Source organism: Streptomyces vulcanius (genome assembly GCF_042653945.1).
Lineage (GTDB): Bacteria > Actinomycetota > Actinomycetes > Streptomycetales > Streptomycetaceae > Streptomyces > Streptomyces mangrovi.
This window is the reverse complement of the sequence record NZ_JBHSFK010000005.1, coordinates 350,578-373,421: the sequence shown is the minus strand read 5'-3', so window position 1 is coordinate 373,421 and position 22,844 is coordinate 350,578. Positions and strand designations below refer to the sequence as shown.

Here is a 22,844-nt window from a genome sequence, read left to right as displayed (position 1 = left end):
GCCCCTAGGGCATACGACTGACGCAGGTTTGCAGGTGATCGTTGACCAGGCCGCAGGCCTGCATCAAGGCGTACGCCGTCGTCGGGCCCACGAATCTCAGGCCGCGCTTCTTCAGGGCCTTGGACAGGGCTGTCGACTCGTCCGTGACCGCCGGGATGTCCGACAAGGTCTGCGGGATCGGGCGAGTCGCCGCGTCCGGGGCGTGGGACCAGATCAGGGTGTCCAGGTCGCCCGGGGGCCAGTCGGCCAGCACGCGGGCGTTGGCGATCGTCGCGTCGATCTTGGCCCGGTTGCGGATGATGCCCGCGTCGGCGAGGAGGCGGGTGCGGTCCTCGTCCGTGAACGTGGCCACCGAGGCGATCTTGAAGTCGGCGAAGGCGGCGCGGAAGCCGGTGCGGCGGCGCAGGATCGTGATCCAGGAGAGGCCGGACTGGAAGGCCTCCAGGCTGAGCCGTTCGAAGAGCGCGTCGTCGCCGTGGACCGGGCGGCCCCACTCCTCGTCGTGGTACGCCACGTAGTCCTCGGTGGACAGCGCCCAGGGGCAGCGCAGCGCGCCGTCCGGACCGGCGACGGCCGTACCGTCGGTCACTGCTGGTCCTCCGGGGCGGGCTTCTCGAAGGAGACCTGGGACCCGCTCGGGGCCTGCGCGCCGGACAGGGCGGACTCCAGGTCGGCGATCCGGGCGTCGCGCTCGGCGAGCTCCGCGCCGAGGCGGTTCAGGGCGTCGTCGACGTCCGCCATGCGGTAGCCGCGGGCGGCCAGCGGGAAGCGCAGGCGGTCGACGTCGGAGCGCTCGACCTGGCGGTCCGCGGGCAGCGGGTCGTGCAACCGCTGGGGCGCGGCCTCCGGCAGCGGGCCGGTGCCCTCGCCGCCGCCCACCACGGCGAGTGTCACCGCGGCGACCACCACGGCGAGCGCGATGACCAGGAACAAGAACATAACCATCGGTGGGTCCCCAGGCTCGGTGTGCTCGGTCTCGAAAGTGTGTGGGTCCGATCGTGCCATGCGGGTCGGACAGTTAGGGTCGCAGGCGGTGGATGCGCAGCACGTACTAGGAGAGGTCACAGGCGATGCTCAGGCTGGGCAGGCGGGAGTTCGGGGCCCATGAGCCGGTGATCATGGCGATCGTGAACCGGACCCCCGACTCGTTCTACGACCGGGGCGCGACCTTCCGCGACGAGCCGGCGCTCGCCCGCGTCGAGCAGGCGGTGTCGGAGGGTGCCGCCATCGTCGACATCGGCGGGGTGAAGGCGGGCCCGGGTGACGAGGTGACCGCCGAGGAGGAGGCGCGGCGGACCGTCGGTTTCGTGGCGGAGGTACGGCGGCGCTTCCCGGACGTGATCATCAGCGTCGACACCTGGCGGGCGGAGGTCGGGGAGGCGGTCTGCGAGGCGGGCGCGGACCTGCTGAACGACGCGTGGGGTGGCGTCGACCCCGGGCTCGCGGAGGTCGCCGCGCGGTACGGGGTGGGGCTGGTGTGCACGCACGCGGGGGGCGCGGAGCCGCGGACCCGGCCGCACCGGGTGACGTACGACGACGTCGTGGCCGACATTCTGCGGGTGACCGTGGGGCTGGCGGAGCGGGCGGTGGCGCTCGGGGTGCCGAGGGAGTCGGTGCTGATCGATCCGGGGCACGACTTCGGGAAGAACACGCGGCACAGCCTGGAGGCGACGCGGCGGCTGGGCGAGATGGTGGAGACGGGCTGGCCGGTGCTGGTGTCGCTGTCCAACAAGGACTTCGTCGGGGAGACGTTGGACCGGCCGGTGAAGGAGCGGGTGGTGGGGACCCTTGCGACGACTGCGGTGTCGGCGTGGCTGGGGGCCCAGGTCTACCGGGTGCACGAAGTTGCCGAGACACGGCAGGTACTCGAGATGGTGGCGTCGATCGCAGGCCACCGGGCCCCGGCGGTGGCACGGCGAGGGCTGGCGTAGGCCCACTCCGGGTACCAGGGGGCTCCCGCTCCCCGGACCCCCGGCCTACGCCCGCCCACCACCGTCTCGGTAGGCCAAAAAGCAGCGGCTTCTAGCGCGCCGCCTCCTTCGAGACCAGTGCCACCGCCTCGTCCACGTCGTCCGTCACGTGGAACAGGAGCAGGTCCTTCTCCGACGCCTTGCCCTGGGCGATCAGGGTGTTCCTGAGCCAGTCGATCAGGCCGCCCCAGTACTCCGTGCCGAAGAGGACGATCGGGAAGCGGGTGACCTTCTGGGTCTGGACGAGGGTCAGGGCCTCGAAGAGCTCGTCGAGGGTGCCGAGGCCGCCGGGCAGGACGACGAATCCCTGCGCGTACTTCACGAACATCATCTTGCGGACGAAGAAGTACCGGAAGTTGAGCCCGATGTCGACGTAGGGGTTGAGCCCCTGTTCGAAGGGCAGCTCGATGCCGAGGCCGACCGAGATGCCGCCCGCCTCGCACGCGCCCTTGTTGGCCGCCTCCATGGCGCCCGGGCCGCCGCCGGTGATGACGGCCCAGCCCGCCTCGACGAGGGCGCTGCCCAGCCGCACACCCGCCGCGTACTCCGGCGAGTCGACGGGGGTCCGGGCGGAGCCGAACACGCTGATCGCCGGGGGGAGTTCGGCGAGTGTGCCGAAGCCCTCGATGAACTCGGACTGGATGCGCAGGACCCGCCAGGGGTCGGTGTGGACCCAGTCGGAGGGTCCGCCCGCGTCCAGCAGCCGCTGGTCGGTGGTGCTGGCCGTGACCTGACCTCGCCGTCGGAGGACCGGTCCCAGCCGCTGCTCCTCCGGCGGCTGCTGCTTCCCCTCGGGGTTGCCGGTAGCCATGTGCGCTCCCTCCGCTTGCAGGTCTTTCCGTGCCAGCGTAGATCCACCCGGGTTACGGACGGGGGACGTCGGCGTGTCCGGCTCGAAGCGTGCTCGTACCCAGCCGCTCCTCAGCCAGGACCCGGCCAGGACCCGGCCACTGCTCAGTCACTCAGCCAGGCCCGGAGGCGCTCCTCCCCGGCCAGGATCTTCGCCGTCTCGACGCGTTCGTCGCGCTTGTGGGCCAAGTGCGGGTTGCCGGGGCCGTAGTTGACCGCGGGGATGCCGAGGGCGGAGAAGCGGCTGACGTCCGTCCAGCCGTACTTGGGCATCGGAGTGCCGCCCACCGCCTCGATGAAGGCGACCGCTGCCGGGTGGGAGAGGCCGGGCAGGGCGCCGGGGCTGTGGTCGTCGACGACGAACTCCGTCACTCCGCAGTCGGCGAAGACCTCGTGGACGTGGGCGATCGCGTCCTCCGCGGTCCGGTCCGGCGCGTAGCGGAAGTTGACGGTGACCACGCACTCGTCGGGGATGACGTTGCCCGCGACGCCGCCCCTGATGCCGACCGCGTTGAGGCCCTCGCGGTACTCCAGGCCGTCGATCACCGGCCACCGCGGCTTGTACTCGGCGAGGCGCGCCAGGATCGGGGCGGCGGCGTGGATCGCGTTGGAGCCCATCCAGCCGCGCGCCGAGTGGGCCCGCTCGCCCGAGGTCCTCAGGAGCACGCGCAGGGTGCCCTGGCAGCCGCCCTCGACCTGGCCGTCCGACGGCTCCAGGAGCACCGCGAAGTCCCCGGCCAGCCACTCGGGGCGGGCCTCGGCGACATGCCGGAGGCCGTTGAGGTCGGCGGCGACCTCCTCGTTGTCGTAGAAGACGAAGGTCAGGTCGCGGTTGGGGGCCGGGACGGTGGCCGCGATGCGGAGCTGGACCGCGACGCCCGACTTCATGTCGCAGGTGCCGCAGCCCCAGAGCACGCCGTCCTCGTCCAGGCGGGAGGGGACGTTGTCCGCGATCGGGACGGTGTCGATGTGGCCGGCCAGGATCACCCGCTGCGCGCGGCCCAGGTTCGTGCGGGCGACCACGTTGTTGCCGTGGCGCTCGACCGTGAGGTGGGGCAGCGCGCTCAGGGCGGTCTCGATCGCGTCCGCGAGGGGCTTCTCGGTGCCGCTCTCGGAGGGGAAGTCGACGAGCCGCGCGGTGAGCGTGGCGGCGTCCAGAGTGAGGTCAAGGGGGGTGTCGGCCATGGCGTCGACCCTAACGCGCCAGTGCGACCATCACGCTTCCCACACATGCGCGCACCAGTCTCCTACGACTCCGTACTCTCCAGTACCTTGTACGCGTGCCAGAGCCGTACCCCTCTCCCAAGCGCCGCGGCTGCCTCCTCCGTTTCGGGGCAGCCTGCGTGACCCTGTCCGCTGTCGTGGGCTATGTCGTGGTCCAGTACGTCGCCGGCGGCACCGGCGATCCCGGCTGCAGAGTCGTTTCCGGCGAGGCGGGCGTGACCGGTGAGACAGAGAGCACGACGTACGAGTTCACCCCGGAGCAGGCGGTGAACGCGGCCACGATCGCGGCCGTCGGCACCAACCGGGACCTGCCCGAGCGGGCGGTCGCCATAGCCCTGGCGACCGCGATCCAGGAGTCGGCGCTGCGCAACCTCACCCACGGCGACCGGGATTCGCTGGGCCTGTTCCAGCAGCGGCCCTCGCAGGGCTGGGGCACCGAGAAACAGGTCACGGACCCGGCGTACGCGGCGGACATCTTCTACGAGCACCTGGCCAAGGTGCCCGACTATCTCGACCTCCCGCTCACCGTCGCGGCGCAGCGGGTGCAGCGCAGCGGGTACCCGGAGGCGTACGCCAAGCACGAGAAGGACGCCGAGCTGCTGGCGGCCGCGCTCACCGGGACCTCGGCGGCCACGCTGACCTGTGAGGGCCGGGCGGAGGCCACGACGGCCACCGGTCCGGCGGCGGTGCGCGCGGCGCTGGTACGGGACTTCGGGCGGGACGCGCTGAAGGACGCGGAGTCCGGTTCCGGTACGCGGGAGACGTCCGCGACCGACGAGCCGATCACCGAACCGACCGCCGAGACCGAAGGGCGGACCGTGATCCTGCCGGTGTCCGAGGACACCACCGCGGCCGGGCGCACGGTCCCGGAGCGCGGCTGGCAGCTGGCCCACTGGGCGGTGGCCAACGCCTCGGCGCTGCGCATCCAGAGCGTGGCGTACGCGGGCCGGCAGTGGACGGCGGGGAACACCGACAGCCAGTGGCGGTCGACGGGGTCGAGCAACGCGGAGGCCGCGGGTGCGGCGGGCGTCTCGGCGGCGGGCGGCGGAACCGACAGCGTGCGGATCGTCACCGCGCAGTAGTACGGGTCCGCGCAGGAGTACGGGTCGTCACTCGACCGGGTGCCGTACGGGGTGGCCGTGCGGCCGTGTGCGCAGGTTTTCGCGCCGTCACCCTCGCATCCGGCGAATCCCTTGGGATCAAAGGGCTCCGATGGTTTGACGGACTTTCACATCGGGCGGTCTTTGCCCGTTTTTATCCGCAGCCGATAATGCGACGCATTGCCAACTCTTTACGTTGGGCGTCCGCAACCTTCATGGCCTTCGAGCGGTAGTCACGGCGTCTTTGTTCTCTCCCGTCGAAGGAGCATCATGTCCCTCCCCCTGACCCGCAGGATCGCCCGTGCCGCACTGCTTGTCGCTGCGGGAGCGGCCGCCGGGGTCGGTGCGGCCGGCTCCGCCAGTGCGGCCCCCTCCACCCTGCCGGCCACCCCGAACCTCGGCGGGCTGACGGCCTTGGACGCGACGAGCGTCGCGACCACGGCCGACGGCGCGACGCAGCACGTCACCGGGCTCGCGGGCGAGGCCGGCGGCAAGGCGGTCGAGCAGGCGGTGCCGGCCGCGGGCAAGACCGGCGGCAAGGCCGTGAAGAAGGCGGCACCGGCCGCGCAGAAGGCCGCCGGTGAGGCGGCGGGCTCCGCGGGGGCCATCCTCGGGGACACCGCCACGACCGCGACGAAGGGCGGCCTGCCGACGGAGTCCCTCGCCGGGGGCGGCCTCCCGGGCGCGCAGACCCTGCCGGTGAAGGGCCTGCCGCTCGGCTGACGTCCGGACACGACGACGGGGCCCGGGGGACTCCCCCGGGCCCCGTCGTCGTATGAGCCGCTAGGTATGAGCCGTTACAGGCGCGCCACCGCTGCCCCGACCCGTTCGTCCGTCGCCGTCAGGGCCACGCGTACGAACTTCTCGCCCGCCGTGCCGTAGAAGTCGCCGGGGGCGACGAGGATGCCCAGGTCGGCGAGGTGGGCGACGGTGGCCCAGCAGGACTCGTCGCGGGTGGCCCACAGGTAGAGGCTGGCCTCGCTGTGCTCGATGCGGAAGCCGTGCCCGACCAGTGCCGCCCGCAGGACCTCCCGGCGGGCCAGGTAGCGCTCGCGCTGTTCGTGGACGTGGGTGTCGTCGGACAGGGCCGCCACCACGGCCGCCTGGGTGGGCGCCGGCGTCATCATGCCGCCGTGCTTGCGGATCTCCAGGAGCGGCGCGAGGACCGCCGGGTCGCCGGCCAGGAAGGCCGCGCGGTAGCCCGCCAGGTTCGAGCGCTTGGAGAGCGAGTGCACCGCGACGATGCCGTCGTACGAGCCGCCGTTCACGTCCGGGTGCAGGACGGAGACGGGGTCGGCCTCCCAGCCCAGTTCGAGGTAGCACTCGTCGGAGAAGAGCAGGACGCCGTGCTCGCGCGCCCAGGCGACGATCCGCGTCAGCTCGGCCTGGGAGAGGACCCTGCCCGTGGGGTTCGACGGGGAGTTCAGCCAGAGGAGCTTCAGGCCCTCGGGGTCCAGCTCGGTCGGGTCGTCGTAGACCTCGTACCCGGCGCGGGCGAGGCGGGCGCCGACCTCGTACGTCGGGTAGGCCAGGCGCGGGTACGCCACCCGGTCGCCGGGGCCGAGGCCCAGCTGGGTGGGGAGCCAGGCGACGAGTTCCTTCGAGCCGACGATCGGCAGGACGTGGCGGTGGGTGACGTCCCGCGCGCCGAGGCGCCGTCCCAGCCAGCCGGTGATCGCGTCGCGCAGCGCCGGGGTGCCCCAGACCGTCGGGTAGCCCGGCGAGTCCGCCGCGTCGATCAGCGCCTTCCGGATCAGCTCGGGAACCGGGTCGACCGGCGTGCCCACGGACAGGTCGACGATGCCGCCGGGATGAGCGGCGGCCGTCTTCTTGTACGGCTCCAGCTTGTCCCAGGGGAAGGTGGGCAGCCGGTCGGAGACTACGGAGGACACGGTTACGGGCTCACTTTCGTCGGTACGGCAAACGCCTCGGTCCCGTACGGCCGCCGAGATCGTCATCGGGGGGTGATCAGGCCGTACGGGACCGAGGCGACGCGTCTGTGGGCGGGCCGCTCGGACTGGTTACTCGGCCTGCGGCGGCAGCGCGGCGACGAACGGGTGGTCCCGCTCGATCAGCCCCAGCTTGCTCGCGCCACCGGGCGAGCCGAGTTCGTCGAAGAACTCGACGTTCGCCTTGTAGTAGTCCTTCCACTCCTCCGGAGTGTCGTCCTCGTAGAAAATCGCCTCGACCGGGCAGACCGGCTCACAGGCACCACAGTCAACGCATTCGTCCGGGTGGATGTACAAGGACCGCTGGCCCTCGTAGATGCAGTCGACCGGGCACTCCTCGATGCACGCCTTGTCCTTCACGTCGACACAAGGCTGCGCGATGACGTAGGTCACGCTGTCGTTCCTCCTCGATAGGGCGCTGGCGGGCCTCCTCAGGCCCTGCCGCCTGGCGCGCGGGAGCGCGGCGTCGTCGATGCCCGCCCCTAGTATCTCCGTTCTTGGGCATGATCCGAACAGGAGGGGTGGACCGACCTGTGGAAATCTCGGCCTACGGGCGCCTCGAAGTCCGTATAACCACTGCTGACGTGGGAAAACGTGTCTCAGTGCGATGCCTGACCGCCCCCGGGGTGACGGACGGGAAATTCACCGACACGGTGGGTGTTCTCACATCATGGGACGACGGTGTGCTCGTGATCACACGGAAGAGCGGCGAGAGCGTGCGCGTTGACGAGTCCTCGCTGGTCGCCGGGAAGGTCGTACCGCCCGCCCCGGCCCGCCGCCGGGGTCCCGCCGCCACCTACGAGGAGCTCGCCAGGGTCACCGCGCGGGGCTGGCAGCCGCTGGAGAGCGAGCGGCTCGGCGGATGGGAGCTGCGGGCCGCCTCCGGGTACACGCGCCGCGCCAACTCGGTGCTGCCCCTCGGCGACCCGGGCCGCCCGCTCGACGACGCGCTGGACGTCGTACGACGCTGGTACGGCGACCGCGGTCTGCCCGCCTACGTCCAGACCGCGACCGGGGCCGAGGGCACCCAGGAACTGCTCGGCGCTGAGCTGGAGCGGCGCGGATGGGTGCGCGAGGTGACCGCGGACCTGTGGATCGGGGCGCTGGCGCCGGTCGCCGACGCGGACTCCTCAGCGGTCGTGCTGTCGCGGGTCGCGGACGACGGGTGGCTGGCCCGGTATCAGCGCAAGGCGGTGGGCGAGGTGGCCCTGAGGGTGCTGGGAAGCGGACCTTCGGTGTGGTTCGCGTCCGTGCCCGGGCCGGCGCCGGGTGACGCGCCCGCCGCCATCGGGCGGTGTGTCGTGGACGGGCGCTGGGCCGGGTTCGGCGCGGTCGAGGTGGATCCGGCGCATCGGCGCAAGGGGCTCGCCACGACGGTGATGGCCGCGCTGGCCGGGCGGGCGCTGGAGGAGGGCGCGTCGGCCGCCTGGCTCCAGGTGGAGGAGGAGAACGCGGGGGCGCGGGCGCTCTACTCCCGGATGGGGTTCTCGCCGCATCACGCGTACCACCACTACCGGGAGCCCTCGTGACGGGTTTCGCCGCCGGTGAGGTACGGCGGCTGTTCGCCGAGGAGGCGCGCGCGGAGCGGCCCGACCTCGCCACGCTGTGCCTGCTGATCGGCGCGGAGGCGGACCCGGAGCTGGGTCCGGCCGGGCTGGACGCGGCGCAGGCGGAGCTCGACCGGCTCGCCGGGGAGCTGCCGTACCGGCCGGGCGGGGCGTCGGCCTGGGCGGAGGCGGTGCGGGTCCTGCTCGGCGAGCGGTACGGGTTCCGCGGCTCCTCCGCGGACTATCAGCGGCTGGAGTCCTCCCTGCTGCACCGGGTGCTGCTGCGGCGGCAGGGCCTGCCGATCCTGCTGTCGGTGGTGTGGATGGAGGTCGCCCGGCGGGCGGGGGCTCCGGTGTACGGGGTCGCGCTGCCGGGGCACTTCGTGGTGGGGTTCGGGGCCGCGGACGGGCAGGTGCTGGTGGATCCGTTCGACGGGGGGCAGGTGCGGAGCGGGGCGGAGCCTTCCCTGGAGGGGGCCTCGGTGACGCCTGCCGAGCCGTTGGCCGTGGTCATGCGGATCCTCAACAACATCCGGTCGTGGGCGGCGGCTCGCCCCGAGCGGTCGGAGGTCTCCCTGTGGGCGGTGGAGCTGTCACTGCTGATTCCGCATCATCCCGCTCGCTTGCGGCACGAGAAGGGACAGTTGCTCGTGCGGCGGGGGGATTTCCTGGGGGGCGCGGACGAGCTGGAGGAGTACGCGCAGTTGGTGGAGGTCGTCGACGAGGAGGGCGCGGAACGGGTCCGCCAGGAGGCCCAGGCCGCGCGGGCACGGTTGAACTAGCACTCCCCGACGACGAACTCTCCCTGTCGGTCAGCAGGTACGACCGGTGTAGTGGGCGCCCTGGATCCTGCCGGCGGAGCCGAGCCAGGTCCTGCCGGGCCCGACGCACCACTCGTGATCGGGCGCCCGGGCGACCTCGACCTTGATGACGACCTGTGAGCCGTCAGAGGTGCAGTGGTTGTAGAAGGCGTCGGAGCCGGTCTCGTAGAAGCCGCACGGGGTGGCGGCCGCGGGGCTCGCGGCAGTGGTCATCGCACCCAGTGACGTGAGGACGACGGCCGCGCACCCAAGGGCGCCCGCGGTCAAACGACGAAATCGCAACGTGAAACTCCTCGCCGGTCGAGGACCAGGACCCGGTGAGCGGGCCTCCTGGCCGGTCGGATATCCGGCCCAGGATCGTCGCCCGTCCCCGGACGCGGCACGAAGCCCGGCGTCATTCACCCAGCGGATCGTTTTGTCGCTGCACCAAATGGGTGACGGGCAGGTCGTTCTCCTGATCGGGGGCGTTGTCAGTGGTGGCGTGCAGGATGACGTCCATGACAACACCTGCTGTGATCATGGATGCCGCCGCCTACGCGCAGGCGGTCGAGGACGCGGTGAAGGCGTCGGCCGCCTACTACACCGGAGGCACCTCGACGCTGGACGACGACGCCTACGACCGGCTGGTGCGTTCCATCGCGGAGTGGGAGGCCGCCCATCCCGGCAAGGTGCTGCCCGGCTCGCCGACCGGGAAGGTCGCCGGCGGCGCCGTGCAGGGGGACGTCCCGCACACGGTGGCGATGCTGAGCCTGGACAACGTGTTCTCGCCGGAGGAGTTCACGGCGTGGGCCGCCTCGCTGGCCCGCCGCATCGGGCACGAGGTGGAGCGGTACAGCGCCGAGCCGAAGCTGGACGGTCTGGCGGTCGTGGCCCGCTACACCCGAGGCCGTCTGACGCGACTGATCACGCGGGGCGACGGGACGGCCGGGGAGGACGTCTCGCACGCGATCGGCACCATCGAGGGACTCCCGGACGAGCTGGCCGAGCCGGTCACGGTGGAGGTGCGCGGCGAGGTACTGATGACGACCGCCCAGTTCGAGCACGCCAACGAGGTGCGTACCGGGCATGGTGGCCAGCCGTTCGCCAACCCGCGCAACGCCGCGGCGGGCACCCTGCGCGCCCGGGAGCGCGCCTACACCGTGCCGATGACGTTCTTCGGCTACGGCCTGCTGCCCCTCGCCGGCACCGAGTCCGCGCTCGCCGCCCGGCTGGCCGAGGCCGCGCACAGCGACCTGATGGCCCGGGCCGCCGCCCTCGGGGTGAACACGACCGCGGCCACCGCCGTACCGGGCCTCACCGCCGGCACCGTCGATGAGGTCCTGGCCCGGGTGCGGGAGATCGCCGCCCTGCGCGCCCAGTTGCCGTTCGGGATCGACGGGATCGTCATCAAGGCCGACCTGGCCGCCGACCAGCAGGCCGCCGGCTCGGGGTCGCGGGCCCCGCGCTGGGCGATCGCCTACAAGCTCCCGGCCGTGGAGAAGATCACGCGGCTGCTGGAGGTGGAGTGGAACGTGGGCCGCACCGGCGTCATCGCCCCGCGCGCCGTGCTGGAGCCGGTCGAGATCGACGGCTCCACCATCACCTACGCCACCCTGCACAACCCGGCCGACATCACCCGCCGCGACCTACGGCTGGGCGACCACGTCATGGTCCACCGGGCCGGCGACGTCATCCCCCGTATCGAAGCCCCCGTCGCCCACCTGCGCACCGGCGACGAACAGCCCATCGTCTTCCCCGAAACCTGTCCGCGCTGCGGATCGGACATCGACACCACCGAGCAGCGCTGGCGCTGCGTGAACGGCCGCAACTGCCACCTGGTCGCCTCCCTCTCCTACGCCGCCGGCCGCGACCAGCTCGACATCGAAGGGCTCGGCCACACCCGCGTCGTCCAGCTCGTCGACGCCGGCCTGGTCGCCGACCTCGCCGACCTGTTCACCCTCACCCGTGAGCAGCTCCTCGGCCTCGAGCGGATGGGCGCCACCAGCACCGACAACCTCCTCGCCGCCCTTGCCGCAGCCAAGGCCCAGCCGCTGTCGCGGGTGCTGTGCGCGCTCGGCGTCCGCGGCACCGGGCGCTCCATGTCCCGCCGCATCGCCCGCCACTTCGCCACCATGGAGCATCTCCGCGCCGCCGACGCCGAAGCGGTCCAGCAGGTCGAGGGCATCGGCACCGAGAAAGCCCCCTCGATCGTCGCGGAACTCGCCGAACTCGCCCCGCTCATCGACAAGCTCGCCGCGGTCGGCGTCAACATGACCGAACCCGGCGCCACCCCGCCCGCCCCGGCGGACAGCGACGCCGACGGCACCACCGCCGCCGCCGAGCCGGCGGGAGGGCCGCTGGCCGGGATGACGGTCGTGGTCACCGGCGCGATGACCGGCCCCCTGGAGAAGCTCAGCCGCAACCAGATGAACGAACTCGTCGAACGCGCCGGCGGCCGCTCCTCCTCCAGCGTCTCCAAGAAGACCACCCTGGTCGTCGCCGGCGAAGGTGCCGGGTCCAAGCGCGCCAAGGCCGAGAGCCTCGGCATCCGCCTCGCCGGCCCCGACGAATTCGCCATCCTGGTCGCCGACTTCGTCGACTGAACCAAAGTGCGGGTCAGTCCCCGCTGCTTCGGGTCGCCGTGGCCGATGACCGGGAGCCGACGAGGAGCAGGCACAGCACCGCGACGCCGGCGACGATGCCCGCGAGGAGGAGCAGCGGATCGAGCGGCCGGGCCGCCGCGGTGTCGCTCTGGAGGGCAACGGCGGGTTGTGCCGGGGCCGCGGACGCCTCGGCCCCCGCGGCGGCCGAACCCGACGGCGAGGGTGAGTCGTCCGCCTCCGTGGCGGCCGTGCCGTTGTGGTGGGCGTGGGAGGCGGATGCGGTCGTGCGGGTGGGCTGTGCCGCGGGGCGACCGGCGGCGGGGGCGGACGTGGCGGGCTGGTGGACGTGCTCGTGGGCGGTCGGGTGCGCGGCGGCAGTGTGCGCGGCGGCGGCCTTCACGACGAGCTGTGCGGTCATGCCCGGGTGCACGGTGCAGACGTAACCGTAGGTGCCCGCGGTGGTGAAGGTGTGACTCCAGGTGCCGCCCTTGTTCAGCATCGGAGAGTGGATCGAGGCGGGACCGGAGGTGGTCTTCACGTCATGGGGTGCCTGGTCCTGGTTGGTCCAGGTGACGGTGTCCCCGGCGGTGACGGTGAGCGAGCGCGGGCTGAACGCGTAGCCCGACATGAGGACTTGGTGGGCCGAGGCCGCGTGCGCCGTGGAAGCGGCACCGGGCAGGACGGCGACGGCGCCGGTCACGAGGAGGGCGGCCGGCAGCGCGCGCAGGACGGTCAGGCGGGGCATGTGAACTCCACGGCGACAAGCAGCCGTATGCGGTCTGCGGGACGGATGCGGGACAGGGTGAGTCCGGTCCTGCGGCGGAGCGGGCCGTACGGGAGTCGTAGGTCCCCGAGGACGAGAAGGAGGTCGTCGGCGCGGTCGACGACGCGCAGCGTGAGCGTGGCCGGCACGCGGGCGTCGTCGGCGTCGCTGTCGGTGTCGGTGTCGGTGTCGGTGTCGGTGTCGTCCAGAGCGAGTTCGCCGGGCACGGTCAGGCGGGATCCGTCGGCCTCCGGCGTGATGCTCGTGCTGACGAAACCGAGGGTCCTGCCCCGCAGCGGCCGGCCGGTCAGCTCCAGGCTCAGCAGGCAGCCCTCGGCGTCGGGCGTGACCGTGAGGGCGGTCCGCGCGGCGGTCAGACGGCGGCGCAGGGTCGGCACCGGGCCCAGCCGGGCGGTCAGTTCGGCGATACAGCGGCCCGGCGCGGCGGTGTAGGCGCCGGGGAGGGGAAGCCAGGAGGGTCCGGGCCGGGGCGGGGGCGGGGGAAGGACGGCGGTGGGGAGGGTTTCGGCGGTCATCTCGGGCACCTCGGTGGTCGAGAGGAGAGACGGGGGACGACAATGGGCCCGTGGCGGGCCGGCCGACTGCGACTCGGCCGGCCCGCCACGTTCTGCCGGACTCGGGTCAGCAGGAGTTGGTGAGGTACTCCGTGGTGGGGGCGAGCAGGTGCTCGGCCCAGACGGTGTGCATCTTCACGTACGCGTCGGGGTTGAGGAGGTCGGCGACCTGCTGGCCCAGCGATTCCTCCAGGTGTGCCGAGTTGATGTGCTGGAGCAGCACGCTGAGGGTGTCGTCGGTGATACTGCCGGTGCCGTTCACGGCCGGGGTGAGGATGGACTCCAGCCAGACGGTGTGCATCTTGATGTAGCTGTCGAGCTGGAGCGCGTCCTGGACCTGCTGGCCGGGGGACTCCTCGAGGTGGGCCTTGTTCAGGTGCTGGAGGATCGGCAGCAGGACCTGCTGGACGCTGACGCAGCTCTCGTCCCCACCGTCGTCACCACCGCTGGTGCCGCCGGAGCTGCCGGAGGTGCTGCCCCCGCTGGTCGAACCACCGGTGGAGCCGCCGGTCGATCCGCCGGTGGAGCCACCCGTGGAGCCGCCCGTCGAACCACCGCTGCTGCCACCCGTCGAACCGCCCGTCGAACCACCGGTGGACCCTCCGGTCGAACCCCCGGTGGACCCTCCGGTCGAGCCGCCCGTGGACCCTCCAGTCGAGCCGCCCGTGCTGCCGCCGCTGTCGTCGGCGACCACCGTGATCGCGGCCGTCATGTCCGGGTGGACGGCGCAGTAGTACTTGTAGGTGCCGGCCTTGGTGAAGGTGTACGACCAGCTGTCGCCCTTGTTGAGCGTCCCGGAGTCGAACTTGGCCGGGCCGCTGGTGGTGGTGACCGTGTGCGGAGCGGTGTCCTCGTTGACCCACTTCACGGTCTGGCCGACCTTCACGGTCAGGGTCGGCTGCGCGAACTTGTAGTCCTTGATCTCGATGGTGACGTCGGCCGCCTTGGCGTCGGCGGCGGCAGGCATCGCCTCGTCCGCCATCGAGTGGGCCTCGGCCGCGGGTGCGGCCGTCTGCGGGGCCGCGGCCCCGCTGGACGCCTGCAGCAGCCCGAGGCAGGCGACGGCCGTGATGCCGGCGCCGAGACCCGTCGCGAGCAGCACCCGGTTACCGAGCCGGGAGCGCCGATGGCTCGGCGGGGTTTCGGTGGTGTCGTCAGTGTGCATGGTGGTGCGTCTCCCTTGTGAGGTGAGAGGGGTGGGAGGGCGCCGGTCAGCGGCCGGGGGCGGACGTGACCAGCAGACTCGTCGCGGCGAGGACGACGAGGACGAGCCCCGTCTCGGCCGCGACCGAGTAGACGAAGGGCCGTACGGTGGCGCGGTCGCCGCGCAGGAGTACGGCGATGTCGAGCCGCGTCCGCACCCAGCCGCGGCTGCGCTGGGCGATCAGCAGGACGGTGGCCAGGAGGACGAGTTTGAGCAGGAGCAGCCGGCCGTAACCGGTGTCGACGAGCGCGTCGAGTGAGCCGACGACCTGCCAGGCCAGCACCGCCCCGGCCAGCGCGACGGCGGCGACCGAGACCCCGGCCAGAACGGAGTAGCCGGGCACCGTCGTCGACAGCTCCTCCGGGCGGCGCCTCGGCAGCACGCCCAGCAGCAGGAGGGTCAGCCCGCCCAGCCAGAGCGAGACGCCGAGCAGATGGACCAGGTCGGCCACCTCGCCCCAACCGGGGTGCGTGCCCTCGGCGTTGTGCCCGGTCATGCCGGTGGTGCGCAGGAGGCCGAGGCCGACCGCGAGGGCGCCGACCCGCCAGCCCGGCGATCGTGCGGCACGCTCGCCGCCTTGCAGCAGCGCGGCCAGCACGATGGCCGCGAGCACCCACAGCAGCACCCGGCAGGCGGCGACGATGCCGACCTCGGTGGCCAGCAGGTCGGTGTAGGTGGATCGCCGGAGTACGTCGTCGAGGGTGCCCATCGCTCCGTACGCGCCCTGCAGGCCGGGGGCGAGGAGGCTCGCCGCGAGGCCGGCTGCCCAGGAGAGCGTGAGGATGCGGCGGGTACGGCGGTCGTGGGCGCCCTGGGGCCAGAGCAGCGAGAGGAACGCGATCCCGCCGACGTAGAGGGCGAGGGCGAGGTAGCCGGCCCATCGGGTGGCCACCCAGGCCGTGCGCACCGCCTCGGACTCCCGAGGGGCGGCCTGTGCGTCGTCGCCGGAGTCGGAGTCGGCCGCGCCGGTGTCCTTCCCCTTCGCCGTGAGGGGGAAGGACAGGGTGCCGAACGTCGAATGACCGTCCTCCATGTCAAGGACATGCCAAGAAAGGGTAAAGCGGTCCTGGCCGGCGGCCTTCGGGACGGCGACCTCGACGGCGTTCCCCTCGGTGTCTCCGTGCGCGGCCCGGGACACGGTCAACTGCCTGGCGCCGCTGGTCACATGGATGTCGGCGAGGTCGACGGGCTCACTGAAGACCAGCCGTACGGTGGCGGGCGTATGGGCGAGTCGGGAGCCGGCCTTCGGGGAGGACGACTCCAGTTCGGTGTGCGCGGACGCGGCGGGGGCGGCGAGCAGCACGGCGGCGAGGGCGGTCAGGACGGTGAGGAGCCGGGGCAGCACACGGCTTGTCACGGCAGCACCCCCGCCAGGACCGAAGGCGAGGCGGCCAGGCCGACGCACAGGCCGCCCGGCACCGGGGAGGACGAGGGCGAGGGGGACGGCGACGGGGACGCGGCGATTCCGGTCAGACCGTCCAGCAGGCCGGTCACCGTAGTGAGGGTGCCGCTCAACAAGGGCTGGACGAGACGCACTTCACCCTCGTCGCAGTCGTCCGAGGGAGGGGGCGAGGGGGAGTCCGTGGCGGAGGCGGAAGGCGCGGGCGTCGGGCTGTGTCCGGTGCCGTCCCCGCCCGCACCGTGGCCGTCGTGCCCGGCCGCGGACGGTGTGCCGACGACGACCGGGATCCCGGCGTCACCACCCCCGGTCCAGGAGTCGCCCACCGAACCGGCGCCCGGGTCCGAGCCCGCCATCCCGGAGTCACCGGTCCCCGAGCCGTTGACAGGGCCGGACGACTCGGGCGGGGCCCCGGCAGCCGGAGGTGCGGCGGTGTCGACTGTCGTGGGAGTCGGCGCGCCGATTCCGGAGGCGTACCCGAGGACGACGATCACCGCCGCGACGAGTGTTCCGGCGACGATCTCGTCGCGATGGTCCCCCGGCCAGGACGCCCTGGCGAACAAGGACATGGGCCCTCCAGACTCTGTGCGTGAACCGCAGTGCCCAGGAGTGGACCAGAGCCGAGGATTCCCGACGACTACGCATTAGTTAATCGCCGGTTTCGTTGCCTCACTTTGAACGGGGAGTGGTCTGTGAGGTCGGACCTCCCCGGCCTAATGCACGCATTACATTCCGTGAAGAAAAAGAAGGGAGCGTGAATTCGAACAGGCAGGGCATTTTATTCTTCACCGAATCACCGCACTTGGGCGCTCGGTTTGCCGGCGCTTACAGCCAGCCCTTCTCCCGCGCGATGCGCACCGCTTCCGCCCTGTTGCGTACCGCCAGCTTCTGGATCGCCGTCGACAGGTAGTTGCGGACCGTTCCCTGGGACAGGTGCAGGGCCGCTGCCAGTTCCGCGTTCGTCGAGCCGTCGGCCGCCGCCCGCAGGACCTCGCGCTCACGGTCCGTCAGGGGGTTCGCGCCCTCCGCCAGGGCCGCTGCCGCGAGCGTGGGGTCGATGACGCGTTCGCCCGCCAGGACCTTGCGGACCGCCTGGGCCAGTTGGGCCGCCGGGGCGTCCTTGACCAGGAACGCGTCGGCGCCCGCCTCCATCGCGCTGCGGAGGTAGCCGGGACGGCCGAAGGTGGTGAGGACGACCAGCTTGAGGGCCGGGAGTTCCTTGTGGAGCTGGGCCGCCGCCTCGATGCCCGTCTGGCCCGGCATCTCGATGTCGAGCAGGGCCACGTCGATGTCGTGGGCGCGGGCAGCCGCCAGTACCTCGTCGCCGCGGGCCACCTGGGCGACCACCTCGATGTCGTCCTCCAGGCCCAGAAGGGCCGCCAGTGCCTCGCGGACCATCGACTGGTCCTCCGCCAGGAGGACCCGGATCGTGCCACCACTCATGAGCCGGATCCTACGGCCGCGGGGCCGCCCACCGGGACGCGGGCCACCAGGCGGAAGCCGTGCTTGACGCGGCCCGCCTCCAGCGTGCCGCCCGCCTTCTCCAGGCGCTCGGTGAGACCGGTGAGACCGTTGCCGGGGCCCTTGCCCGAGCCGCCCGAGCCGTTGTCCTCGACCGAGAGTTCGAGGACGGGGCCGTCGAGGGTCTGGCGTCTGTGGAGCTCCACCTGGCAGCGCTCGGCGCCGCTGTGCCGTACGACGTTGGTGATCGCCTCGCGCAAGGCCCACGCGAGGGCGGCCTCGCTCTCCTCGGGCACGTTGTCGAGGCCGGGGTCGGCGGGGACGTCCGCGGTGATACCGGCCGCCGTCAACGCGACCTGGGTGCCCGCGAGTTCGGCGGCCAGTCGGGGGCGGCGGTAGCCGGTGACGGCCTCGCGGACGTCCACCAGGGCCTGCCGGCTGACCTGTTCGATGTCGGCGACCTGCCGGGCCGCCTTCTCGGGGTGGTCGGGGAGCATCCGCCCGGCCAGCTCGCTCTTCAGGGTGATCAGGGAGAGGGAGTGGCCCAGGAGGTCGTGCAGGTCTCGGGCCAGACGCAACCGCTCCTCGTTGGCGGCGAGTTGGGCGACCGTCGCACGGGCCTTGCGCAACTCCACCGTCGTACGGACGAGTTGGCTCACGCCCGTCATCGCGAAGCCGATGAGCACAACCAGGACGAGAAGGTTCAGCGCCTCGTCCTCGTCGGTGCGCAGGCCCACGAGGAGCATCAGCGCGCCCGTGCCCGGGATCGTCCAGAACGCCAGCCGCAGCGGGAGGGTGATCCCGCAGGCCACGGAGACGTAGCAGTACAGGCCGAGCCAGGCGGAGCCGAGGGTGAGGGAGAGGACGGTGGCGAGGACCGCCATGGCACCGATGAGGGCTCCGACGAGCTTCGAGGGGTAGGGGGTCGCCCCCATGTCCCGGAAAAGGAGCGAGAGGTAGACGGCGACGAACACCGCCAGGCCCAGCCAGCCGGCGACGGTGCCCGCGGTGCCGTGGTGGCCGGAGACCAGGTCGTGGACCGGCGAGCTGAGGAACACCAGCCAGACGCCGATCCACAGCAACTTGCGCCGCCACAGCTCACGCCGGGTACCGGCGGGCTGCCCCAGCGGGATCAGCGGCTCCCGCCGGGCTTCCCGATACAGCTGGTCGTCCGTCATGGCGCTCACGCCTTCAGCGTGTCCTTCCGGTACAGCCAGGCCGCGCCGCCCGTGAACAGGGCGAAGAAGACGGCCAGGATGACGATGTCCTTGGCGTGCGGGGCGTGACTCTGTTCGATCGCCTGCCCCAGGGCAGCGTACGCGTGCGTGGGCACCCACTTCGCGATGTCCTGGAGCCACTGCGGGAAGGTCGTCGTCGGCATCCACAGGCCGCCCAGGATGGACAGCCCGAAGTAGGTGATCATCGTGATCGGGCGGACCGCGTCCCCGCTCGCCAGATAGCCGATCGCGACACCCAGGGCGGCGAAGACGAGGCTGCCCGCCCAGATCGCGCCGGTGAGCGCGACCCACTGCCAGGCGTCGAGCCGTACGCCCTTCACCGCGGCGGCGACGGCGAACACCACGACGATGGACGGCAGGCTCACCACGGCCGCGCTGGCGGTCTTCGCGAGGACGTATCCGTGGCCCGGGAGCGTGGTCAGCCGCAGTTGCCGTACCCAGCCGCTCTCGCGCTCCTTGGCGATGCGCTCGCTGTTGCCCATCAGGACGGCCGTGAGGGCGCCGAAGGAGGCCATCGAGACCATCATGTACGTCGGGAGGGTGAGGCCCGTGCCGTCGACCTTCTCGGTGGTGTCGGCGCTGCCCGCGATCAGCAGGAACAGGACCGAGGGGTAGATCACCGAGAAGAACAGGAACTTGCGGTTGCGCAGGGCGCGGGTCAGTTCCAGCTTGATCAGGCCCCGTGAGGCGAAGGTGTTCATCACTTGGTCTTCGCCTCCTCGGCGGCGGTGATGGCGACGAAGGCCTGCTCCAGACCGAGCCCGGCGACTTCGAGGTTGCGGGGGTAGACACCGAGGCCGTAGACCGCGTGGACGGTGGCGTCGGCGTCGGAGGACTGGATGCGGACGGTCTGCCCGGACACGTCGACGGTGGTGAGGAAGGGCAGGGCGCGCAGGGCGGCCTCGTCGATCTCGCCCTCCAGGTCGAAGGAGATCCGCCGTGCCCCGGCCTTGGCCTTGATCTCGGCGGCCGTGCCGTCCGCGAGCAGCCGGCCCCGGTGCAGGACGAGCACCCGGTCGGCTATCGCGTCGGCCTCTTCGAGGTAGTGGGTGGCGAAGAGGACCGTGCGGCCCTGGTCGGCCTGTTCGCGCATGGTGGCCCAGAAGCCCTGGCGGGTGGTGACGTCCATGCCGGTGGTGGGCTCGTCCAGGACGATCAGGTCGCTGTCGCCGGCCGTGGCGAGGGCGAAGCGGACCCGCTGGGCCTGGCCGCCGGAGAGCTTGTCGACCTTGCGGCCGGCGATCTGCGCGACGCCCGCGCGGGCCAGTACGTCGGAGGGCTGGTACGGCCTCGGGTGCAGGGAGCAGGCGAGGCCGACCAGTTCGCCGACCGTGACCTCGTCCATCAGGCCGCCGCTCTGCAGCATGGCGCCCACCCGCCCGGCGACGATCGCCTCGCGCGGGCTGGCGCCCAGGACACGGACCGTGCCGCTGTCGGGCTGCCTGAGGCCGAGCAGCAGGTCGAGGGTGGTGGACTTGCCGGCCCCGTTGGGCCCCAGCAGCGCCACGGTCTCCCCCGGGTGCAGGGCGAGCGTCAGCCCGTCCACCGCCCGTACCTCGCCGTAGCTCTTGCTCACCTGGTCGAAGCCGACCACCGGTGCTGTCGTCGGTGCTGTCGTCGTCATGACGGCAATCGTCGCGCCGGGGGCCGGTCCGGCGTCAGTGTCGGCCGTCCACGGTGCCGCATGACAGATGTCATACGGCACCGCTGTCGCGTCAGCTCGGGTCGGTGTCGATGACCCCGGTCCGGTCCGTCTTGCTGACCAGGGCGGGGCGCAGGGCGCCGATGACGTCCTCGACGGTGACGGCCGTCTTCTGACCGGTCCCGCGGGCGATCAGGACGCCGTCGAAGGCGTTGCCGTACAGCTCCTTCAGCGCTTCCTTGTCGTAGCTCTCGACCAGCTTGCCGTCGATGGCCTTGACGCCCAGGAACTTCCACAGGGAGTTCTGCGGGCTCAGGGGGACGGAGTGCACCGCGTCGGTCTCGACGGTGACGGTTCCGGACATCGCCGGTTCGGCGAACTCCTTCATCATCCGGTCGACCTCGGCGTCGGTGATGGTCGGCTGCTTGGTGGTCGTCGGCACCTGCACCGGGATGGTCCCGCCGGTGGCCACCTGGTTGCGGTATGCCGTGACGACGGCGTCCGCGGCCTTGGCCGCGTCGATGCCCTTGCCCGCCTTGCCGTAGACGGCGACGGCCTTGCCCGACTCGAACTTGATCGTGCCGTCGGTGGCCGTGCCGGAGCCGCCCGCGGCGCTCTGCAGGGCCGCCTGGAGCTTCTCCTCGTCGACCGGCATCTCGGGCTCGACCACGCGCTGCTGCCCGAAGAGCGAGCCGACGACGGAGACCGGGTTGTAGTCGGCCTTGGCGGCGCCGTCGACGGTGGCCTGGATGTCGAACTGCAGGCCCGCCTGGTCCGGCTTGAGGCTGACGGTGTCGCCGCCGACGGACAGCTTCAGCGGCTGCGCGATCCGCTTGTCGAAGGCGTCGTCGAGCTTCTTGACGGCGTCGTCGCGGGTGCCGCCGCCGATGTCGACGCCGAGCACGCTGGTGCCCTTGGGCACGTCGGAGTGGTTCATCAGCAGCCCGGCACCGTAGACGCCGACGCCGGCGACGACCAGCAGCCCGCCGAGCAGGACCAGCTTGCTGCGGCCCTTCTTCTTTTTCTTCTTCGAGCCCCCGGACGACGGGGACGACGAAGACGACGAAGACGCGTTCGCGTTCTGCCCGGCCGGGGCGGGTGCCTTGGGCGGGGCCTGCGCTGCGCTCTGCGTGCCGGTGCCGGGGCCGGCGGGCACGACGGGGATGCCGCTGGTGAGGGTGTGCCCGGAGACGTTGTCGACGGGACGGCCGTAGCCGCCCGGGCCCGGCTCGGGGACCTGCTTCTGCGGCGTGAGGACGGCGGTGTCGTCGCTGAGGCCGCCGCCGGGGAGCCGGACGGCGGTGTTGCCGGCGCCGGGAGCGGGAGTGCGGGGGCCCGCGTAGCCGTTCGGGGCGGCCGGGGGCGCCATCGGGCCGGCGGCGCCGGTGACCGGACCGCCGGTGGGGCCCGCGGGGCCCTGCGGACCGCCCTGGCCGAGGGGGCCGGAGGGGCCGTCGGGGCCGTTGAAGTTGAAGTCCTGCATACCGCCGGGGCCGCCCGGGCCCTGCGGACCGGCGAAGCCGTGCTGGTCGGCACGGCCGTTGTCCGAGAAGTACGGCAGGTTGTCACGCCCCGGCCCCTGGCCTTGGCCTTGACCCTGCCCCTGGCCGGGGCCCTGAGGCTGGCCGAGTCCCTGCCCCTGGCCCTGAGCCGGTCCTTGACCCTGCCCGGGCCCTCGGCCCTGTACGGGTCCCTGACCCTGGCCCTGGCCCTGTCCCTGTCCCGGGCGGGAGTTGCCGAGCGGGCCCGCGGCCAGTGCCTCGGTCACGTCGAAGGAACCGGTGCCGCCGCCGTGCCCGGGAGCCACCGGACCGCCGGTGGCCCCGCCGGGGAGCCCCGCGCCGTTGGTGCCTCCGGGAAGCCCCGCGCCGTTGGTGCCGCCCGGGCGGGAGCCCGGCGCGGACATGGAGCCGACCACGCCACCGGGCCGCCGGGGAGCGGGACGCGGGCTGCCGGGAGCGGACGCACCGGGAGCCGGAGCCCCGGAGCCCGCGGCCGAACCGCCCGGCATTCCGGCCCCGTTGGTGGAGCCGCCGCCCTGACCGCCCTTGGCGGGCCCGGACTTGCGCGGGGCGAACCAGTCGCTGGTCTTCTCCTCGGCGGCGGGCGCCGGTTCGGGGGGCAGCTCGAAGGCACCGGTGTCGGACATCGGATCACCCGAGGCACCTGAAGCACCGGCAGGGCCCGAAGCGGGCGCCTGCTGTGCGTCGGTGCCGGCGGTGTCGTCGCCCTCGGCGTCCGCGACGGTCTTGCGCACGACGACCGGCGGAATGGGCCGCGACCCCGGAATGTTGATCCGGATCCGGGTCGTCAGCGTGGTCTCGGTCTTCCGTTCCTCCGGCCGTCCGGCCGAACGGCCCGCGTCCGTACCGCCGTCGGACACCACAGGGGTGCCGTACGGCGGCGTGCCCGACGGGTAAGCGGCTCCACCGCGCCCGTTGGGCCCGGAGGACGGACTGTCAGTTTCACGACTCAAGGCAGGTTCTCCAGGTTGGCTCCGCCGCCCGCCACAACCTCACG

At 72.3% G+C, this 22,844-nt stretch carries 23 protein-coding genes; 6 read left to right on the top strand and 17 right to left on the bottom strand.

Features of this window, described 5'->3' with window-relative positions:
- Window positions 1-4: 4 nt before the first annotated feature.
- Together ACFPIH_RS10740 and ACFPIH_RS10735 are read right to left on the bottom strand one after the other, a co-directional pair.
- Window positions 5-589: a DNA-3-methyladenine glycosylase I gene (locus ACFPIH_RS10740; protein ID WP_381165054.1), complete on the bottom strand. Its 585-nt coding sequence runs from the start codon at window positions 587-589 to the stop codon at window positions 5-7.
- Window positions 586-939 (bottom strand): DivIVA domain-containing protein, encoded by a 354-nt coding sequence (locus tag ACFPIH_RS10735; RefSeq protein ID WP_381165777.1) that lies wholly within the window; start codon window positions 937-939, stop codon window positions 586-588. Before ACFPIH_RS10735 ends, ACFPIH_RS10740 begins: the two co-directional genes overlap by 4 nt.
- Window positions 940-1,070: 131 nt before the next feature.
- On the opposite strand from ACFPIH_RS10735, the gene folP reads away from it, so the two are divergent.
- Window positions 1,071-1,931, top strand: a complete 861-nt coding sequence (folP, locus tag ACFPIH_RS10730; RefSeq protein WP_381165057.1) for a dihydropteroate synthase — start codon at window positions 1,071-1,073, stop codon at window positions 1,929-1,931.
- A 91-nt stretch (window positions 1,932-2,022) separates the two neighbouring features.
- Here the strand turns inward: folP and ACFPIH_RS10725 are convergent, their stop codons facing one another.
- Both ACFPIH_RS10725 and dapE read right to left on the bottom strand, forming a co-directional pair.
- On the bottom strand, window positions 2,023-2,781 hold the full coding sequence (locus ACFPIH_RS10725) for an LOG family protein (RefSeq protein ID WP_381165060.1): 759 nt from the start codon (window positions 2,779-2,781) through the stop codon (window positions 2,023-2,025).
- 143 nt (window positions 2,782-2,924) lie between these two features.
- A complete protein-coding gene (gene dapE / locus ACFPIH_RS10720) occupies window positions 2,925-4,004 on the bottom strand; it encodes a succinyl-diaminopimelate desuccinylase (RefSeq protein WP_381165063.1) in 1,080 nt (359 codons plus the stop codon).
- Between the two features lie 95 nt (window positions 4,005-4,099).
- On the opposite strand from dapE, the gene ACFPIH_RS10715 reads away from it, so the two are divergent.
- Both ACFPIH_RS10715 and ACFPIH_RS10710 read left to right on the top strand, forming a co-directional pair.
- A complete protein-coding gene (locus ACFPIH_RS10715) occupies window positions 4,100-5,125 on the top strand; it encodes a VldE C-terminal domain-containing protein (protein WP_381165066.1) in 1,026 nt (341 codons plus the stop codon).
- A 288-nt stretch (window positions 5,126-5,413) separates the two neighbouring features.
- Window positions 5,414-5,866, top strand: a complete 453-nt coding sequence (locus tag ACFPIH_RS10710; RefSeq protein ID WP_381165069.1) for an ATP-binding protein — start codon at window positions 5,414-5,416, stop codon at window positions 5,864-5,866.
- A 74-nt stretch (window positions 5,867-5,940) separates the two neighbouring features.
- On the opposite strand, the gene ACFPIH_RS10705 is transcribed toward ACFPIH_RS10710, so the two are convergent.
- Both ACFPIH_RS10705 and fdxA read right to left on the bottom strand, forming a co-directional pair.
- Complete coding sequence (locus tag ACFPIH_RS10705) at window positions 5,941-7,035, bottom strand: bifunctional succinyldiaminopimelate transaminase/glutamate-prephenate aminotransferase (RefSeq protein WP_381165072.1); 1,095 nt, start codon at window positions 7,033-7,035, stop codon at window positions 5,941-5,943.
- A gap of 129 nt (window positions 7,036-7,164) precedes the next feature.
- Window positions 7,165-7,485: a ferredoxin gene (fdxA, locus tag ACFPIH_RS10700; protein ID WP_007495984.1), complete on the bottom strand. Its 321-nt coding sequence runs from the start codon at window positions 7,483-7,485 to the stop codon at window positions 7,165-7,167.
- Window positions 7,486-7,625: 140 nt separating this feature from the next.
- Here fdxA and ACFPIH_RS10695 point away from each other — a divergent pair, with 140 nt between their 5' ends.
- Both ACFPIH_RS10695 and ACFPIH_RS10690 read left to right on the top strand, forming a co-directional pair.
- The gene (locus ACFPIH_RS10695; RefSeq protein ID WP_381165779.1) at window positions 7,626-8,621 is read left to right on the top strand and encodes a GNAT family N-acetyltransferase; all 996 of its coding nucleotides are present in this window, start codon (window positions 7,626-7,628) and stop codon (window positions 8,619-8,621) included.
- Window positions 8,618-9,421 carry a transglutaminase family protein gene (locus tag ACFPIH_RS10690; protein WP_381165076.1) on the top strand — a complete coding sequence of 268 codons (804 nt, stop codon included), beginning with the start codon at window positions 8,618-8,620 and terminating at the stop codon, window positions 9,419-9,421. The genes ACFPIH_RS10695 and ACFPIH_RS10690 overlap by 4 nt, the downstream gene beginning before the upstream one ends.
- A gap of 30 nt (window positions 9,422-9,451) precedes the next feature.
- On the opposite strand, the gene ACFPIH_RS10685 is transcribed toward ACFPIH_RS10690, so the two are convergent.
- Window positions 9,452-9,673: a DUF6355 family natural product biosynthesis protein gene (locus ACFPIH_RS10685; protein ID WP_381165079.1), complete on the bottom strand. Its 222-nt coding sequence runs from the start codon at window positions 9,671-9,673 to the stop codon at window positions 9,452-9,454.
- Between the two features lie 284 nt (window positions 9,674-9,957).
- Between ACFPIH_RS10685 and ligA the strand changes: the two genes are divergently transcribed.
- A complete protein-coding gene (gene ligA, locus ACFPIH_RS10680) occupies window positions 9,958-12,042 on the top strand; it encodes an NAD-dependent DNA ligase LigA (RefSeq protein ID WP_381165082.1) in 2,085 nt (694 codons plus the stop codon).
- A gap of 13 nt (window positions 12,043-12,055) precedes the next feature.
- Here ligA and ACFPIH_RS10675 read toward each other — a convergent pair whose 3' ends face one another.
- The 10 genes from ACFPIH_RS10675 to ACFPIH_RS10630 all read right to left on the bottom strand — a co-directional run bounded on the left by ACFPIH_RS10675 (window position 12,056) and on the right by ACFPIH_RS10630 (window position 22,800).
- Complete coding sequence (locus tag ACFPIH_RS10675) at window positions 12,056-12,787, bottom strand: cupredoxin domain-containing protein (RefSeq protein ID WP_381165085.1); 732 nt, start codon at window positions 12,785-12,787, stop codon at window positions 12,056-12,058.
- Complete coding sequence (locus ACFPIH_RS10670) at window positions 12,775-13,341, bottom strand: hypothetical protein (RefSeq protein WP_381165088.1); 567 nt, start codon at window positions 13,339-13,341, stop codon at window positions 12,775-12,777. Before ACFPIH_RS10670 ends, ACFPIH_RS10675 begins: the two co-directional genes overlap by 13 nt.
- Window positions 13,342-13,447: 106 nt before the next feature.
- Window positions 13,448-14,545, bottom strand: coding sequence for a cupredoxin domain-containing protein (locus ACFPIH_RS10665; protein ID WP_381165091.1), 1,098 nt, complete (start codon window positions 14,543-14,545; stop codon window positions 13,448-13,450).
- Between the two features lie 46 nt (window positions 14,546-14,591).
- A complete protein-coding gene (locus tag ACFPIH_RS10660) occupies window positions 14,592-15,941 on the bottom strand; it encodes a copper resistance CopC/CopD family protein (protein WP_381165093.1) in 1,350 nt (449 codons plus the stop codon).
- A complete protein-coding gene (locus ACFPIH_RS10655) occupies window positions 15,938-16,552 on the bottom strand; it encodes a hypothetical protein (protein ID WP_381165096.1) in 615 nt (204 codons plus the stop codon). Before ACFPIH_RS10655 ends, ACFPIH_RS10660 begins: the two co-directional genes overlap by 4 nt.
- Window positions 16,553-16,808: 256 nt before the next feature.
- Window positions 16,809-17,426, bottom strand: coding sequence for a response regulator (locus ACFPIH_RS10650; RefSeq protein ID WP_381165099.1), 618 nt, complete (start codon window positions 17,424-17,426; stop codon window positions 16,809-16,811).
- On the bottom strand, window positions 17,423-18,622 hold the full coding sequence (locus tag ACFPIH_RS10645) for a sensor histidine kinase (protein ID WP_381165781.1): 1,200 nt from the start codon (window positions 18,620-18,622) through the stop codon (window positions 17,423-17,425). Before ACFPIH_RS10645 ends, ACFPIH_RS10650 begins: the two co-directional genes overlap by 4 nt.
- A 5-nt stretch (window positions 18,623-18,627) precedes the next feature.
- Complete coding sequence (locus tag ACFPIH_RS10640; RefSeq protein WP_381165102.1) at window positions 18,628-19,383, bottom strand: ABC transporter permease; 756 nt, start codon at window positions 19,381-19,383, stop codon at window positions 18,628-18,630.
- Window positions 19,383-20,306: an ABC transporter ATP-binding protein gene (locus tag ACFPIH_RS10635; RefSeq protein WP_381165105.1), complete on the bottom strand. Its 924-nt coding sequence runs from the start codon at window positions 20,304-20,306 to the stop codon at window positions 19,383-19,385. The genes ACFPIH_RS10640 and ACFPIH_RS10635 overlap by 1 nt, the downstream gene beginning before the upstream one ends.
- 91 nt (window positions 20,307-20,397) lie before the next feature.
- Window positions 20,398-22,800, bottom strand: a complete 2,403-nt coding sequence (locus tag ACFPIH_RS10630) for a hypothetical protein (RefSeq protein ID WP_381165108.1) — start codon at window positions 22,798-22,800, stop codon at window positions 20,398-20,400.
- Window positions 22,801-22,844: the final 44 nt, after the last annotated feature.

Coding starts and splice junctions, on each gene's coding strand:
- ligA (WP_381165082.1), top strand. CDS start 9,958: ATGACAACACCTGCTGTGATCATGGATGCCGCCGCCTACGCGCAGGCG.
- ACFPIH_RS10650 (WP_381165099.1), bottom strand. CDS start 17,426: ATGAGTGGTGGCACGATCCGGGTCCTCCTGGCGGAGGACCAGTCGATG.
- ACFPIH_RS10725 (WP_381165060.1), bottom strand. CDS start 2,781: ATGGCTACCGGCAACCCCGAGGGGAAGCAGCAGCCGCCGGAGGAGCAG.
- ACFPIH_RS10685 (WP_381165079.1), bottom strand. CDS start 9,673: ATGACCACTGCCGCGAGCCCCGCGGCCGCCACCCCGTGCGGCTTCTAC.
- ACFPIH_RS10670 (WP_381165088.1), bottom strand. CDS start 13,341: ATGACCGCCGAAACCCTCCCCACCGCCGTCCTTCCCCCGCCCCCGCCC.
- ACFPIH_RS10665 (WP_381165091.1), bottom strand. CDS start 14,545: ATGCACACTGACGACACCACCGAAACCCCGCCGAGCCATCGGCGCTCC.
- ACFPIH_RS10735 (WP_381165777.1), bottom strand. CDS start 939: ATGTTCTTGTTCCTGGTCATCGCGCTCGCCGTGGTGGTCGCCGCGGTG.
- ACFPIH_RS10635 (WP_381165105.1), bottom strand. CDS start 20,306: ATGACGACGACAGCACCGACGACAGCACCGGTGGTCGGCTTCGACCAG.
- ACFPIH_RS10710 (WP_381165069.1), top strand. CDS start 5,414: ATGTCCCTCCCCCTGACCCGCAGGATCGCCCGTGCCGCACTGCTTGTC.
- ACFPIH_RS10655 (WP_381165096.1), bottom strand. CDS start 16,552: ATGTCCTTGTTCGCCAGGGCGTCCTGGCCGGGGGACCATCGCGACGAG.
- dapE (WP_381165063.1), bottom strand. CDS start 4,004: ATGGCCGACACCCCCCTTGACCTCACTCTGGACGCCGCCACGCTCACC.
- ACFPIH_RS10675 (WP_381165085.1), bottom strand. CDS start 12,787: ATGCCCCGCCTGACCGTCCTGCGCGCGCTGCCGGCCGCCCTCCTCGTG.
- folP (WP_381165057.1), top strand. CDS start 1,071: ATGCTCAGGCTGGGCAGGCGGGAGTTCGGGGCCCATGAGCCGGTGATC.
- ACFPIH_RS10645 (WP_381165781.1), bottom strand. CDS start 18,622: ATGACGGACGACCAGCTGTATCGGGAAGCCCGGCGGGAGCCGCTGATC.
- ACFPIH_RS10640 (WP_381165102.1), bottom strand. CDS start 19,383: ATGAACACCTTCGCCTCACGGGGCCTGATCAAGCTGGAACTGACCCGC.